We start from the raw sequence: 13,736 nt of genomic DNA on the forward strand, positions 1-13,736 counted from the left end.
CCGATTTTATACAATGGCTATACTTTTGCCATAAGAATGTCGTGGAAAAGTAACGGCGACGCGATGCCTACGAGTGCCGCAACAGACCGCGACCGCCGAGATCTTCAGCGTTAACCAGCCCGGACTGCACTTCCGCTCCGGTCGTCAGCGCTGGAACCTATGTTCCAGGAAGCGCTGGACCTGGTCGCGGTGGACGGCGGACCAGGCTTGCACCCGGACTGCCCACCACGGGGCCACGTCGCGGGGTTTGGCGGTGACAGCGTGCGCGATGAGGTCGGAGGCCTCGTCGACGGTCAGACCGGGGATGCGGCGAAAGTCGGTGGGGGCGCTCATTCTGGTATGGACCAGTGGCAAGTAGACCGAGGTGGTGGTGACATCGTCGCCGGCGATCTCGGCGGCGACGCTGTGCAGCCAGACGTCGAAGGCCGCTTTCGAGGCACCGTAGGCCGACCAGCGCGGACTCGACGGCAGGAGCACGCCCGCAGTGGAGACGTTCACGATATGCCCCTGCTTGCGTGCACGCATATCCGGCAGCAGAGTTAGCAGCAGCCGCACCGGGCCGAGATAGTTGATGTCGATGGTGCGGGTGAAATCGTGGAAGCGGTCGTAGGACTCGGCGATGGGCCGTCGAATCGACTTTCCCGCATTGCTGATCACGACATCGATGTGCCCGTACTCGGCCAGCAGCTTCCGGCCGAGCAGCTCGACGGCATCCATGTCGGTCAGGTCGGTCGCGTAGGCATGGGCTGCGCCGCCGTCGGCCGCGATGTCGCCGGCCAGCAGTTCCAGTTCGGGCCGAGAACGCGCCACCAGCAACATCACCGCGCCTGCCGCGGCCAGCTTCCGCGCACTGGCCTTGCCGACCCCGTGCGAGGCCCCGGTCACCAACACGACCCTGCCGTCGACGGCCGCCCGCAATGACTCCGCGGTAGGCCGGGATGTCGGGTACAGCAGCCGGACCGCCATCCGTTCAGCGAGCGACCGCTCACGGTTCGTGACCGGAGTCTCGTTCACAGCTCTCGACTCTATCGCTCGGCTAACCCCCACAACGAATGATCTGTTCGATATTGCGCTCGGCCAGCGCGCTGATCGTCAGTGAAGGGTTCACCGTTCCGGTGCTACCAGGCACAACCGCTTACGTCGTCTCTACCTCGCCGACGATCGTCTCGTCGACCACGACCCGCAGGCACGCGCAACAGGCGAACTCATTCACACCAGCCTCATCAGCCACAACATTCGACCAGCTCTGCGACCATCCACGAACTATCGCCATGCCGTCAACTAATAGTTGACGAGGACGCGATCGTCAACCTATGGTTGACGCATGGATCGACAGGTGCCACTGCGCGACGTGATCGCCGCGATCGAGCGGGCCCACCCCGATAGCAGCCTGGATCAGTTGGCGGCAGCGGTGATTCACGCTGCGCACTGGTTGCAGCTGGCCGATCAGCTGCTCGACTATTTCGTGGACCAAGCCCGGCACGCAGGCATGCCCTGGGTGGAGATCGGCGCCCACCTCGGTGTCTCCAGGCAGGCCGCGCAGCAACGATTCGCGACCCGCGTCGCAGAGCGCCATGCGGCTACCACGCGGCGGTGACGGGCCGAATCGTGGTGGCGCGGCGGACAGGAGAAACCAAGATGCCAGAAGCACCGATTGTCACCGGCGCCCCGGCCAGCCGTGGTGTTGTCGCCGGTCCGGTCCGGCTGGTGCACAGTGTTGACGACTTCGACGCGGTTCGGCCGGGCGATGTCATCGTCTGTCGCGCGACGGATCCGTCGTGGACAGTGCTTTTCGGCGTTGCCGCCGCGGTGGTGACCGAAACCGGGGGAATTCTCTCCCATGCGGCAATCGTCGCCCGCGAGTACGGGATCCCAGCCGTGGTGGCGGCCAAGGGTGCCATGAAGGCCCTAGCGAATCATCGGACGATCTCGGTCGATGGGACAAACGGACACGTTCATGCCGTTCGCTCAACCCAACGTTGATGTCGCTTCACCAGGCATGGCTGCTCAACACAGAAGGGAAAGGCCCGGGATGCCGCACGTTTCATACAGTTCGTTGCTCGCGTTGCACGCAATCCGCCTCGGCGGGTTCGTTGATACGCAGGCGGTGGCCGACAGATACGGAATGCCTGTCGGCCTCGCCGAGTCGCACGTGCGGGACTTCCGGGCTTGTGGCTGGATCAGCCGCTTCCGTTTCGGGGCGGATGCAGGGTGGTCGCTCACCGAGAGTGGGCGCGCGGAGAACGAGCGGCTACTCGCCGACGAGCTTTCCGCGTGTGGGGCAAAAGCGTTGGTGGAAGACGTCTATCGCATGTTTCTCCCGCTCAACGCACGGTTGGTGCAGGCCTGCACGACCTGGCAGCTGACCATCCTGCCCGACGGCAGCATTCAGGACAACGACCACAGGGACGCGCAGCGGGACCGGCGGATCCTGGCCGAACTGGAAAGCCTCGCAGAGGAATTGGTTCCGCTAACGATTCAGCTCACCGAACGACTCGCCCGGTTCTCCGGTTACGACACCCGTTTCGCCGCCGCCGTCTGCCTGGCCGCCGACAATTCCGAGATGGTTACCGGCACCAAACACGATTCCGCCCACCGAGTTTGGTTCGAACTGCACGAAGATCTGATTGCCACGCTGGGGATCGATAGGGCACTCAACTCCGGCCCCTAGGCAGGGTCTCGCAGCCCCGCACGTGGTGGAGTGAGCCAGCGCGTTGTACAACCAGTCGTGGGCTGGTCCGACAGTGACACGAGTTCCGAAGAACTGTTCTGTCAGAGCCCAGTAATGGTGAATCCGGTGGTCGGAATCGGTTGCGTCGATCAGCAACTGCTCGCGGAAACGCGGGGAATCATGTTCCCCTCGCGCGTGAGCATGGGCGTTGACGAACCGATCGAGTTCGCTTCCGGCGTGCGGTCGCACGCCTTCCGATACGAGTGGCACCACGTCCCTCAACACGTCGTCCACGTCGATGTATAGTCCGCGACAGTCGCGGATCAGTTCCGACTGATTTCGCCAGTATTGCTGTCGTACAGCACCATTCATGTCTGAATCGGCGACAAGAGCAGCCAACTCGGCATACGCGACGACCTCGTCGATGGACGGATCAGCAGGCGGCTCCGGGACATTCCAGTACACCCACATGTCGATGTCGCGCCGGGGTATCGGTGCGAGGATGCGCCGCCAGAACCCGACGAGGCAATCGTGCACGACGCCACCGTCCTGCGCGGCGGCCAGCAACGCGAGCCGCTCGGCCCGCTGCGTCGGGGTAGCCGTCTCGATGGCCCGCAGTGACGCCCGCCGCCACGCTAGCGACGTGAATTCGATATCGAGTCGCGCACTTTCGGTGGCGATGACTTCGGCGATCGACCGTTCGCCGTGCAGCACATCGATGATCGAACTCAGCCCGAGACCGAGCGCGCGCAACCGCCGCACCAATAGCAGTCGTTCGGTGGCACTGTCGGCGTCGAACATCCGATGCCCGCCTGCGCTGCGCTGGGATTCCAAAATGCCTTCGTCGCAGTAGAACCGGATCGTTCGCACCGCGAGCCCAGTGCTGCGCGCCAACTCCCCGATGCTCACCAGCACGCTCGCTTGTGTGTCGTCTGTCACAACCTGTTGCACCTCCACCCCACTGGAGCTCTTAGCGTACTGGGACTGCCGCTCGACCCCACCGAGGCACAGGGCCTCCGGCCGATGCGGATAGGTGATTGCACCGAGGAAAGGGTGATTCGTGGCTACCACGCAGCAAGAAATCGTCGCCGGCATCGCGGAGATCGTCGAGGAGGTGACCGGCATCGACGCTGCAGAGGTGGTGCTCGAGAAGTCGTTCGTCGACGATCTGGACATCGACTCGCTGTCGCTGGTGGAGATCGCCGTGCAGTTGGAGGACAAGTACGAGGTGAAGATCCCCGACGAGGACCTGGCGAGCCTGCGAACCGTCGGCGATGCGGTCGCCTACGTCCAGAAGATGGAGGCCGAGCAGCCGCAACTCGCCGCGGAAATGGAAGCGAAATACAAGGAAGGCCAGGCGAATTGAGCAGCCCTGCGCAATCTCGCCCTCGTTGAGGTGGTGAGCCGGTGATTGCTGATCCACAGTTGAATCCCGCCGCAGTTGAGCTCGGCAGCTTCTTCCGACAGCCACCAGATGCTGTATGGCGCGCATTGACGGAGCCAGATCTGCTGGAGCGATGGCTGCTTCGACCGACCGGGTTCGCCGCCTCGGTCGGAACCCACTTCCGATTCACCATCCCGGACTCATCGATCAACGAGATCATCTGCGAGGTGCTGGCGGCCCGGCCGTGCAAGCAGCTGACCTACAGCTGGATGTATCCGCAGGCTGAGCATCCCGCCCGGTGGATTGTCGACTGGACGCTGCAGCCGCAGGGTCGTGGCACACGACTTCTGTTGACGCAGACAGGTTTCGACATCGAAGATCGTCGACAGAAGATGGTGCGCAACGCTACTGAGCGCAGTTGGAAACGACTCGTCCTGCCGCGGCTCGGTGAGGTGATCCACCACTAACCTGAGTACGCAGATTGTGCCGACGCACCCTGACTGTCCCGCAGAATGCACGGAGATCGGCGATACCGCGTGGTCGAGGATGTCACTTCACCCAGGTCGATTGCCAACACCTCTACCAGCGGGAGCAAGCCGACAATTTGACGCACGACACGAGTGGACGAAGCAGAGGTGCTGTCCAATGTGCTTCTGCTACTCACTGATTGGTATTCGCATACGATCTGTTCGTGTCGTTCGTGCTGGCCGTGGCCACCAACCTCGTTGCTAACGTGGCTTTTTGGCTACTCCTGGGTCTGGGGTTTCTCGTCGGCGGCCGCACAGTCGAACGGCGGATCGTCAAGTTCTTCGGACTGGGCAACGGACGCCGGATCCAGGTCTATCTATCCAATGTCGCTGGACCACGCGCAGATGGCAGACCGCGAATGACGTTGGCATTCCACGAGTTTCAAGCGACGCAGAGTATCAACAAACTCTTTGGCGCCGCGCCTCTGCGTCTTCCGGAACTGGCCCGCGGGCTGGTCGACGGGATCTGGCTACGACGTCCGATCCGCTACCTGGTCGACGTCAGTCCGCACACCACAATCGGGACGCAGTTGTCAGATAGCTGCATCGTCGTCGGGAGCGGCGCACGCAACTCCATCCGCCGGTACAGTCTTGAGAATCGGCTGGTCAAAGCCACTCTGGTCGGAGAACTCGGTTCGACGCAACCGGCCTACGCTCCGGACGAGGAAGTCAACGTATCGATCCGCCTCGACGGGGATGACGTGCAGCACATCAAAGCTCGCAAGAACGTCGCGATTATCGAAAGGGTGAACCGCATCGGAGAGGATGCAGTCAACTTCTTCTGCGTCGGTGTGCGCGGCGACTCGTCCTGGGCGGCCGTGGAGTACCTCGTACGCAACTGGAAACATCTCGTCGCCGAGTTCGGCGACGGTGACTTCGTAATCGTCCTCGGATTTCCCTGGGGCACAGACTATCTCAACGACTACCCAGAACCAGCACGGGTCGCGACCGTACGAGGATGAAACGCTGGCTACCGACAACGGCACTCGCTCAGACACCCAGGGATTGTCCTGCACCGCAGCACAACCCGACCACAACGACCCACCGAACTACCGAAAGATCTTTAATTTAGCTAATTCTCCCACCCATAGAGGAACAGAGCACTAGCTGCAGTGTGCGCCGGTGACGGCGAAGCGTTCAACCGTTGCCGTGTGGCCGCTCGTTGCGACGGCGATCGTGAGCGTGCCGGGGCAGGCGTCGGTCAGCGGAACCGTTGCTGTCCACGGGGAATTGGTGCCGCCTGCAGGTATTCCAGATACCTCACCCGCAGGTTGTGACAGATCGCTGCGGCGGACCTGCACGCGCAGGCTTTCGTCCGCGCCGGTGATGCGGCCACCGACGGTCAGCGGCGAGGTGATCGCCGACCCGTAGCTCGGCGTGGTGAGGGTGAGCGTGGTGTCCTCGGTGCCCACCACTTCCCACGGGGCGTCCGTACCCCTCCCGAAGCGTGCCAAATGCACCACGGCCGCGGTGGCGGTCGTGCGGTTGGGGTTGTCGAATCCGACGCTCACCCGCGCCTCGTCGTCTCGGACATCGGTTTTCACGATCTTGTCGACATTCCTGTAGCCGAGATAGTCGCGCGTGAACATCTGGGCGACCTGATCGGCAGCGAGATGCCACGGCTGCTGCCCGTCCGCGCGGTAGGCCTGCTGCCACGTCGCCGCATCCTTGGCACTCCCGAACGGCCACAGGGGCTGATAATCGAATCGAATCGGAGTTGACGACGCATTCTCGCTGGTCGGCGCAGCGTCACCCGGTGACGAGGACGCCGCACCCCGCGACGAGACCGCCGATGTGGCAGCCGACGGATGGTTTTTCTCGGCCGTCCCGCAGGCCACTGCCAGTGGCACGGCCACCAGTGAAATGCCGATCACCGAGCGACAGTGCGGCAGAGACAATTTGGTGATCACAGGAGTAAGCATCGTCCGCCTATGCGATATTCGAAACCCCCCGAAATCACCCTTTCTCGGGTCGGCCCGCCCGCGGCCGGGGGCAGCGTTCCGAGCATGAGCCCACACGACCGAGTAGCTGCTTGTTGCAATGGCTGGTTCGGTGCCGATCCAGCCCTGTCAGGAGCCGGAATACTCGCTCAGTTTGGAGTGCAGATAGTCCCACGGGAAGTTCGGGCCCACGTCGGTGTGCGAACCGTTGTGCTTGCCGATCGTGTAGGCATTGTGATCGGCGATCCCGGCCTGGTCGTTCCCGAGCTCTTCCGGTGAGATGGTGCGGATGGGAATCCCGTACTTGCGGCAGTCCTGCACCGCGATCCAGACCGCACAGTCGATGCCGCGCTGCATATTCGAGAACCATTCGTCGCGGGTCCACGCGACCCGCGAGCCTGCGAAGCAGAGGTTGATCGATTGCGGGTTGCCGCTGAGCACCGACCACGACGCCAGATCCGTATCAACCACACCGATCACCGTGCCGGAGTTGTCGACCGTGTAATGGTAGGACACCCCGGAGTTAGGGTTCTGCAGGTAGTTCGCCAGCGACTGGGCGTCGCCGTCTCCCTCCTGCGTGTGCAACAGGAACCAGAGGATCGGCGCGCCGTTGCGGGATTCATAGTTCGGGCTGACGCCGGTCTGATCTTCTTCCTTGTTCATCGGCGATGTCATCATGGTCATGCTTTGTCCCCTCCTGGTTGCCGAGCAGCCGACCACTGTCCGTAGTCGTCCTTCAGAGCCTCGTTCACATCGACGCCGACGCCATCCACCGGGCGCTGGTCGATCTCGATCTGATGCAGATGTGCCTGCGGATGATCTCCATTGATGGACGGATCACCGGACCAGTTGTGTTGCCAGAACCACCGCGCCACACCATCTTCCAGCGCCCAATCGATGCAGCGGGCGTTGCAGTAGACGCCTGTCCATTCGAGGCCGACGACCGACGCCCAGCCGCGCAGGAACGGGGCGATGAGGTTGTTCCAGTCCTCCAGGCTCGGGTTGTCGTCAACCGGGGCATACAGCGGACGATAACCGGGTCCGCCGGCCTCGGAGTGCAGGCGCAGTGCGGTTTCCGCGTGCCGGGCACCGCCGTCGTAGCCGCCGCGCCAGTCCGCGGTCTCGCCCTTGCCGTATTGATAGTTGGTGACGATCTCCAGTCCCGCATCGCGCAGCCGATCACAGTAGTCACGGCGTAGCGGCTTGGCACCGAAGTTGATACCTGGACGCGACTCGGAGAAGTATCCGACCACTCCGGCGAAACCAGCGGCCCTGATGTCGGCGGGCTCGATAAGTGCCGCCGAGAAGTCGATCAGCTGAGTCACGACAGTCCTCCGGACGCCCGACGACTGCAGCCCGCGGATTGCGCACAGAAGCAGCGTTGATTACGCAAAATGTATTGTCCTTCCACATGTTCCGGCGACTCGAGTGATCACGCAAAGAGTGGCAATCCGGATGACAGCGCGCAATTGATCAGCGGACGAGCGGATCAACAGGGTTGACGGCACCAACCGTTGAACGGCGGGTTATCCCGGATCCACAGGTGCTGCCGAGCCGCGAGCTCGGCTGCCGATCCACGCGCGTGTCGAACGGATCAGACAGGGACGCAAGACAATTCGAAGCAAATCCGCACCTTGTTCCGCCCCCTCCGACGTACCTACGCTCCGCCCGGCAGCATACAACGCACATCAAGGGTTCGCGGCGCAATCACCAAACTTGCATCAGCACAACGCTCTTCACTCAGGTCGGGCGTGGTGCACCTGCGATGGACTGCGCAACCAGCCGCAGGGTCTGTCCAGATCACTGACAGTCCCCCTTCGCAGCGCCGCAGCGTCGTGAACACGAGCGCGAGCCGAAACCACCTGTAGTGCACAGGAGTTCGAGACAGCTGATGTTCGAAGTCCGATGCATTCGCGTCGAAATACCCCACGTCAGCAGTGCATGGGACTTCGAATATCGCCAATTCCGGACCGCGCCGCGCCGGACTGTCGGAATGACCCTGACTTCGGATAACCGGCGTCGCGCTGCGGTTATTCAACACACTGTCCTGCCACGACACGAGCGTTCCATCAGCAGGATCTCATCACCTGTCCGACAACGCATCTGGCATCGGAGCCAATGCTCGCTCCTGCCGAATACCATTCGTGACAAGGGGTCTGCTGCTTTCTCCAGAATGAGAGGCTTTTCGTGTGGACGAGACCCGAGCCGGGTGGCGAAACACCACCCACGACTGGGCGAGCAGCGTGCACCTCGACCACCTGCAACGCATCCGCCAGAGTCCCTCGACTTACGCACCCGGCGGTGTACAACACCCGATACTGGAAGCCGTTGCCTACGAGGCCGCGGAAGCCGAATACAACGGCGGTGGACGATGCACAATCGTCCGGCACACCGACGGCTCGATATCGGTCACCAACGACGGCCGAGGTACCGACACCCGCGTCGACGCTGCCGGTGACACTGTCAAGAAACCGATCATGGCGTCAAAGGATCTACGATTCTTCGACACTCCCGATACCCACCCCCGCCCCGATGGCTACTCCCGCCGTGGAATATCGGTCGGCGCAGCCCTCAGTCCCGGGCTGGTACACACCACTCGCCGCCAGCATGGCGGCCTGGACACAGGACTACGAGTACGGCATCCCGATCACCGATCTGCTTCCCATCGCGGCAGACGGCACAACCGGCACGAGCGTCAGCTTCCACGCGGACGACGCCCCACCCGCGATCGACGAACACGCGGCAGACGACTGTAGAGAAGTAGCCCAACGAACGCCCGCGAGGTTGTTATCTCAACAAGCACTACTTTGCCGAGTTGAGCGCGTTCGGTGGTGGCTGGGTTCGACCGATGCACGGCCCGCTGGTGGTGGGTGGCGGGCCCGCAGCGCATCTCACAGTCAGCCTCGCTGCTGTTTCGTTGTTCGATCAGATGGGCTGCACGACATGGCGAGCATGGTGGGGATGGTGCTGAACCATTTCTGATATTCAGTCCACTCGGTGCCTGGAATGTCGTTGTGCGGCAGGGATGGTGGTTCGTGGATTCCGGTGATCACCAGACCGTGGGCGGTCAGTTGCTCGGCGTACCACGACAGCGGGCGGTGGTAATGACGGTGCCCACCGAAGGATTCGATCCACCGTGTTTCGTGCTCCAGGTAACCGGCGACTTTGCGGTAGCGCTCTCCCGCGGGTCCTTCGTCGACGATGTCGCGGCTGAAGAAGGCCGGATGCAGGATCGAGAAGACGAACACGCCTCCGTCCCGCAACACGGCCGCGACGTCGGTGAGCAGGCGGTCCAGAACGGGCACGTCCATGAGAACCATGTGCGCGACGATCCTGTCGTATCGGCGGGCCGGGTCGGGCAGGCCGAGCGTGAGATCGTGTTGGTGGAAGTCGATTTCGGGATAGTGCGATCGCGCGGTGGTCAACAGAGCCTCGCTGCCGTCGATGCCGGTGACGCGGGCTCCGGCCTGTCGTATCTGTTCGGCCAGCCAACCGTGCCCACACCCCAGGTCCAAGACATCGAGATCGGCGACCGGACCCAGCTGAGACCACAAGAACCCACGAATCCGCCGATAGAAGCTGTCGACAGGACCCGACACCGTCGCGGTATAGCTGTCGGCGGCCGCATCCCACAAACGCAGATCCTCAGAACTGTTCGCCACCGGCAAAGCCTGCCCAGCACCGGCACACCGATCAAGTCGTTATACCGCGCCCACAGCCTCTCACCGCGAAATCGGTTGGTCCCAGGACGAATTGACCACCCACGCGGGTTCCAGATCATCCGGACCTCTGCGACCCGCGCAGCTCGAACGTCACGACACCCACCAGCGAACGCGCCAAAATGCCGCTGATCGGGCGCACCGAAACTCGGCTGTGCGCTTTCGGATGCCCTGGATCACCACACCCACCGGCCCATCCGAAGAGCCCGATACAAACCAGAATGCAAACCGCGGGGTTTCCGTGGGGTTGGGTCAAACAAAACAGGTCAGGCCCGGTTGAAAACCGAGCCTGACCTGATGTTTTGTGGACCTAACGGACCAGCATACGAACCGGGCGGTGCTGGTGGATGGGCCGGACATCATGATTCGGGCGGTTGGTTCCCGGCAACCGGTCGGCGGTGATGCCCGATGAACGGCCATGACGATCGGGCTGCGGATGGGGTGGCGTTTGGTAGCGCGGATGGGGTGGCGGGTGCTCGGCGTCCTATAGCCGCCACCCCAAACGCCGAACACGCTAACGGCGTCCGGGCCGGTCGGGCACACATTCGAGGTACGGGCGCGAAATCCAGAATGAATACCAATACTCATACATATTCTCCCGTAGGGCCGCGCGGCGGACGGTGCGTGCACCGAGGTGGGCACCCTGACGCAGGTCCCTGGTTCCGCCTCCTCGACCGCGACCGACGTCTTCTCTGTCTCCTTGCCGAACACAAGGTCCTCACCACTGACCAGATCGCCGCACTCGAATTCGCCTCCGTCCGCCGCGCACAGGACCGGCTGCGCAAACTCCGCGAGATGGGCATGCTCTTCGCCTTCCGCAAATCCCTCTACAGCGGCGGCACCAGCCAAACCCGCCATGCCCTCGGCTATCTCGGTGCACGACTGATCGCCGCCCAACGCGCCGAGAAACCACCCGCCCCTGGCGCTCACGCCTTGATGCTCGAGCGCCTGGCCTGCTCACCGACCCTCGAACATCGTCTCGGCGTGAACGACTTCTTCTGCGCTTTGGCCGCTCACCGCAACCCCACCCGCCACCACGACACCCCACGCCTGGAACAAGCCGAGAGACTGACACAGTGGTGGTCGGAGCGGCAGTGCAGTGAGTTCTTTCAGCTCTGCAAATACTCCGGAGAACGAGTCCGGCTGCGTCCGGACGGGTATGGCTGCTGGCAGCGGCAAGATCGCGCGGTGCGGTTCTTCCTCGAATTCGACACTGGCACAGAATCGTTGACCACCCTCACCCGCAAACTCGACTTCTACCACAGCTTCCCGACCGACGACTTCGGCATTCTGCTGTTCTCCCTGCACTCGACCCGCCGCGAAACCGCAGCACGCGCCGCGCTCCACAAGGCACTGGACGGTTACGAGCCTGGTCTCGTGATCGCTACCACCGCCCGTGACCACACCCATCCCGACGGCTCCGCAGGCCCGGTCTGGTCCCTACTCACCTCGACTCAGCAGCACCATGACCGAGCGGCTCGGGTTAGCAGACCTGCCCGAACGCGGCCCTCGCATCGCTGACCGCGCTGGCGCTGCACAGCCATACAACGAAGCCGCCTTTGACCCCTACGACCCGAGTATCTCCCGGATCCTCGCGCTGGACCGTAACCGGCGAACCCTGGCCACGGCCAACATCATCGACTACGGCGAGGAACCCGAGAACCCCGCGCTCGATGACGACAATGAGATCGAAATCCCTGACCGATAGCGACTGACATCGACCAACTCGGCTAAGCCGCAGTCTTCGCGGCAACGGCAACGGGGCTGACGATGGAATCTCCAACCGGCTGAGTATGGACGTGGAAAGTGAGCTCCATGCCCGGAATGTGTCGATTCCCTTGGCCCAAACGACGAGGTGCGCCATGAGAGCGGAACCTTCGCTGGGCGTCACCAACCCTCAGGGCCTATTCACATCGGTCGCAGCCAGGTCGCCGCAGCCGACCATAACGACTCCCCAGACTATCTGAGGTGGACATTCTCGCGCGGCCACCGGGATTGGTAAACGAAGCCCGTCATGTACTCACGGCAGTGGGCATGCATTTCGATCAATCGCCGCAGAGGGTTGATGTAGTAGCCGATTTCCGTGCTCGTCAGATCCTCCGGCCGCGCAGACGATTGATCAGCCGCTTTCTTTGTGGCGAAGACGCGGCGGTTCGCCTCCTGAAAGCGATCGAAGTCATGCGGGGCCTGGCCGGGGAACCACATGTGAGAGCTGAGGCTCCACGCCTGTTGACACAGCTGCTCGATGTCGTCCCAGTCAGAGATTTCCACTGTAGGTGCGCGCTGTGTCATCGCGTGGAACGACCGCAACTCCTCCACCGCGAAGATGTTGACGTACAACAGGATCAGCTCGCTGCTGTAGTGATCATAGGTGGGCCATGTCCAGGTGTTCCTGCCGTACAGCAACTCTGTCACGTTCGTGTTGGGGTGTACGAACGCGCTCAGAAACCGGTTGTGGACATCGATCATGCGTAGCGCCTCAGCATCGACAAGATCGTCTGCCTCCAGGCTCGCTTTGATGCTCAACCATCGCAAGTACGTGGTGTGCAACTGCCTGTGATACCCCGCAGTGGCCTCCCGCACCGAGAGGTCGGTCAACCCATCATCGAAGTGAATCTGCTCGGCCGGGGGGCCTATGTAGGGGGAATACTCGCCGAGCAGAAAGTAGACGAAGCCGATACCGACCGGCTGCTTCATACCCGCGTCGTCCTTGGTAGTCGGACCTTTGATCGTGGCGCGGACGTTGCCTTTGCTCCACTTCCAGTGGAGGACATCCTCCCAGCCTTCACCGGCCTTTCGCGCCCTCTCCCACCCTTGCCACGTCGTCTCGTCGACATTCTCGAATATCTGCACGAACTGTGTGCCCTGAAAGATCAGCTTGTCGAGGTAGACGTGTTCCAGCGACGAGCGGAGGGTGCCCAACGCTGGTGCGTAAGCGTCATTTTCGGTGTCCGCGACCGCCGAAGCCAAGTACAGCGCGAGGGACCGACACCGATCGGCCATGACGCCGTGCCATTCGTAGTGCGTCTCGCCGCGCACAAGTCTGCTGGTGAGGTTTCGAAGGATCCCGATCAACGACTTCGCGGAACTGTACAAATCCGCGTGCTCGACGGCGCCCACCCATGCATCCATCCCCACAAATTGCCACACCACTTTCCAGCAGCAGCACAGGCATGGCGGTCAGTCGGGTCGGACGGACCACACGAGCAGCCACGCAGCTGGCAGTGGGTGTCCACCTGATCTGCCACTCGGGGCAAGACAGACCAGTGGCGTCCCGATGAATTGGTCGAACAAGCTCGCTGGCAACACGAGACGTCGCGTCCACATCATGCCGCGCTGACCAAATCGCGCGGCGCGGCGGACTGGGGCGTCCGCCCAGCACCCACAATGTGATTCCGCCTGAGTCCAGACGCGATCCCGACGCCCGAGCTTTCGGAGGTTGATAGCCCCGCCGCTCAGCGACCTGTTAGAGTCGCCTGCTCGTTGCCAGACTGT

General features: G+C 62.6%; 14 protein-coding genes and 1 pseudogene. 8 read left to right on the top strand and 7 right to left on the bottom strand.

Translation table 11 applies throughout. The features are described from left to right. Positions 1–144: 144 nt before the first annotated feature. Positions 145–1,014, bottom strand: a complete 870-nt coding sequence (locus tag OG874_RS25955; protein WP_330249747.1) for an SDR family NAD(P)-dependent oxidoreductase — start codon at positions 1,012–1,014, stop codon at positions 145–147. A 310-nt stretch (positions 1,015–1,324) separates the two neighbouring features. Between OG874_RS25955 and OG874_RS25960 the strand changes: the two genes are divergently transcribed. Genes OG874_RS25960 through OG874_RS25970 form a run of 3 tightly spaced genes read left to right on the top strand, consistent with a single transcriptional unit; the run spans position 1,325 to position 2,671 of the window. Next, positions 1,325–1,597: a hypothetical protein gene (locus tag OG874_RS25960; RefSeq protein ID WP_330249748.1), complete on the top strand. Its 273-nt coding sequence runs from the start codon at positions 1,325–1,327 to the stop codon at positions 1,595–1,597. 41 nt (positions 1,598–1,638) lie between these two features. Continuing rightward, positions 1,639–1,983, top strand: a complete 345-nt coding sequence (locus tag OG874_RS25965; RefSeq protein WP_330249749.1) for a PEP-utilizing enzyme — start codon at positions 1,639–1,641, stop codon at positions 1,981–1,983. Further along, positions 1,958–2,671, top strand: coding sequence for a hypothetical protein (locus OG874_RS25970; RefSeq protein WP_330249750.1), 714 nt, complete (start codon positions 1,958–1,960; stop codon positions 2,669–2,671). The genes OG874_RS25965 and OG874_RS25970 overlap by 26 nt, the downstream gene beginning before the upstream one ends. Positions 2,672–3,388: 717 nt before the next feature. On the opposite strand, the pseudogene OG874_RS44860 reads toward OG874_RS25970, so the two are convergent. Next, positions 3,389–3,847 (bottom strand): annotated as a pseudogene (locus OG874_RS44860) (MerR family transcriptional regulator); the annotation flags it as partial. Between OG874_RS44860 and acpM the strand changes: the two are divergent. The 3 genes from acpM to OG874_RS25985 all read left to right on the top strand — a co-directional run bounded on the left by acpM (position 3,732) and on the right by OG874_RS25985 (position 5,544). Then, complete coding sequence (gene acpM, locus OG874_RS25975) at positions 3,732–4,037, top strand: meromycolate extension acyl carrier protein AcpM (protein ID WP_330249751.1); 306 nt, start codon at positions 3,732–3,734, stop codon at positions 4,035–4,037. The pseudogene OG874_RS44860 and the gene acpM overlap by 116 nt on opposite strands. Positions 4,038–4,078: 41 nt before the next feature. After that, on the top strand, positions 4,079–4,522 hold the full coding sequence (locus OG874_RS25980; protein WP_330249752.1) for an SRPBCC family protein: 444 nt from the start codon (positions 4,079–4,081) through the stop codon (positions 4,520–4,522). A gap of 224 nt (positions 4,523–4,746) precedes the next feature. Further along, the gene (locus OG874_RS25985) at positions 4,747–5,544 is read left to right on the top strand and encodes a hypothetical protein (protein WP_330249753.1); all 798 of its coding nucleotides are present in this window, start codon (positions 4,747–4,749) and stop codon (positions 5,542–5,544) included. Positions 5,545–5,685: 141 nt separating this feature from the next. Here OG874_RS25985 and OG874_RS25990 read toward each other — a convergent pair whose 3' ends face one another. The 4 genes from OG874_RS25990 to OG874_RS26005 form a co-directional block, all read right to left on the bottom strand. Then, entirely contained in the window at positions 5,686–6,456 is a 771-nt protein-coding gene (locus OG874_RS25990; RefSeq protein ID WP_330249754.1) for a hypothetical protein, read from the bottom strand. A gap of 195 nt (positions 6,457–6,651) precedes the next feature. Beyond that, a complete protein-coding gene (locus tag OG874_RS25995; RefSeq protein WP_330249755.1) occupies positions 6,652–7,206 on the bottom strand; it encodes an N-acetylmuramoyl-L-alanine amidase in 555 nt (184 codons plus the stop codon). Beyond that, positions 7,203–7,847, bottom strand: a complete 645-nt coding sequence (locus tag OG874_RS26000; RefSeq protein WP_330249756.1) for a DUF1906 domain-containing protein — start codon at positions 7,845–7,847, stop codon at positions 7,203–7,205. The genes OG874_RS25995 and OG874_RS26000 overlap by 4 nt, the downstream gene beginning before the upstream one ends. A 1,572-nt stretch (positions 7,848–9,419) precedes the next feature. After that, positions 9,420–10,184, bottom strand: coding sequence for a class I SAM-dependent DNA methyltransferase (locus tag OG874_RS26005; protein WP_330249757.1), 765 nt, complete (start codon positions 10,182–10,184; stop codon positions 9,420–9,422). Between the two features lie 681 nt (positions 10,185–10,865). Here OG874_RS26005 and OG874_RS26010 point away from each other — a divergent pair. Further along, a complete protein-coding gene (locus OG874_RS26010; RefSeq protein WP_330249758.1) occupies positions 10,866–11,762 on the top strand; it encodes a replication-relaxation family protein in 897 nt (298 codons plus the stop codon). Then, positions 11,707–11,949 carry a hypothetical protein gene (locus OG874_RS26015; protein ID WP_330249759.1) on the top strand — a complete coding sequence of 81 codons (243 nt, stop codon included), beginning with the start codon at positions 11,707–11,709 and terminating at the stop codon, positions 11,947–11,949. The genes OG874_RS26010 and OG874_RS26015 overlap by 56 nt, the downstream gene beginning before the upstream one ends. A gap of 251 nt (positions 11,950–12,200) precedes the next feature. Here the strand turns inward: OG874_RS26015 and OG874_RS26020 are convergent, their stop codons facing one another. After that, complete coding sequence (locus OG874_RS26020) at positions 12,201–13,361, bottom strand: hypothetical protein (RefSeq protein WP_330249760.1); 1,161 nt, start codon at positions 13,359–13,361, stop codon at positions 12,201–12,203. Between the last annotated feature and the right edge of the window lie 375 nt (positions 13,362–13,736).

The organism is Nocardia sp. NBC_00565 (genome assembly GCF_036345915.1).
Taxonomy (GTDB): Bacteria; Actinomycetota; Actinomycetes; order Mycobacteriales; family Mycobacteriaceae; genus Nocardia.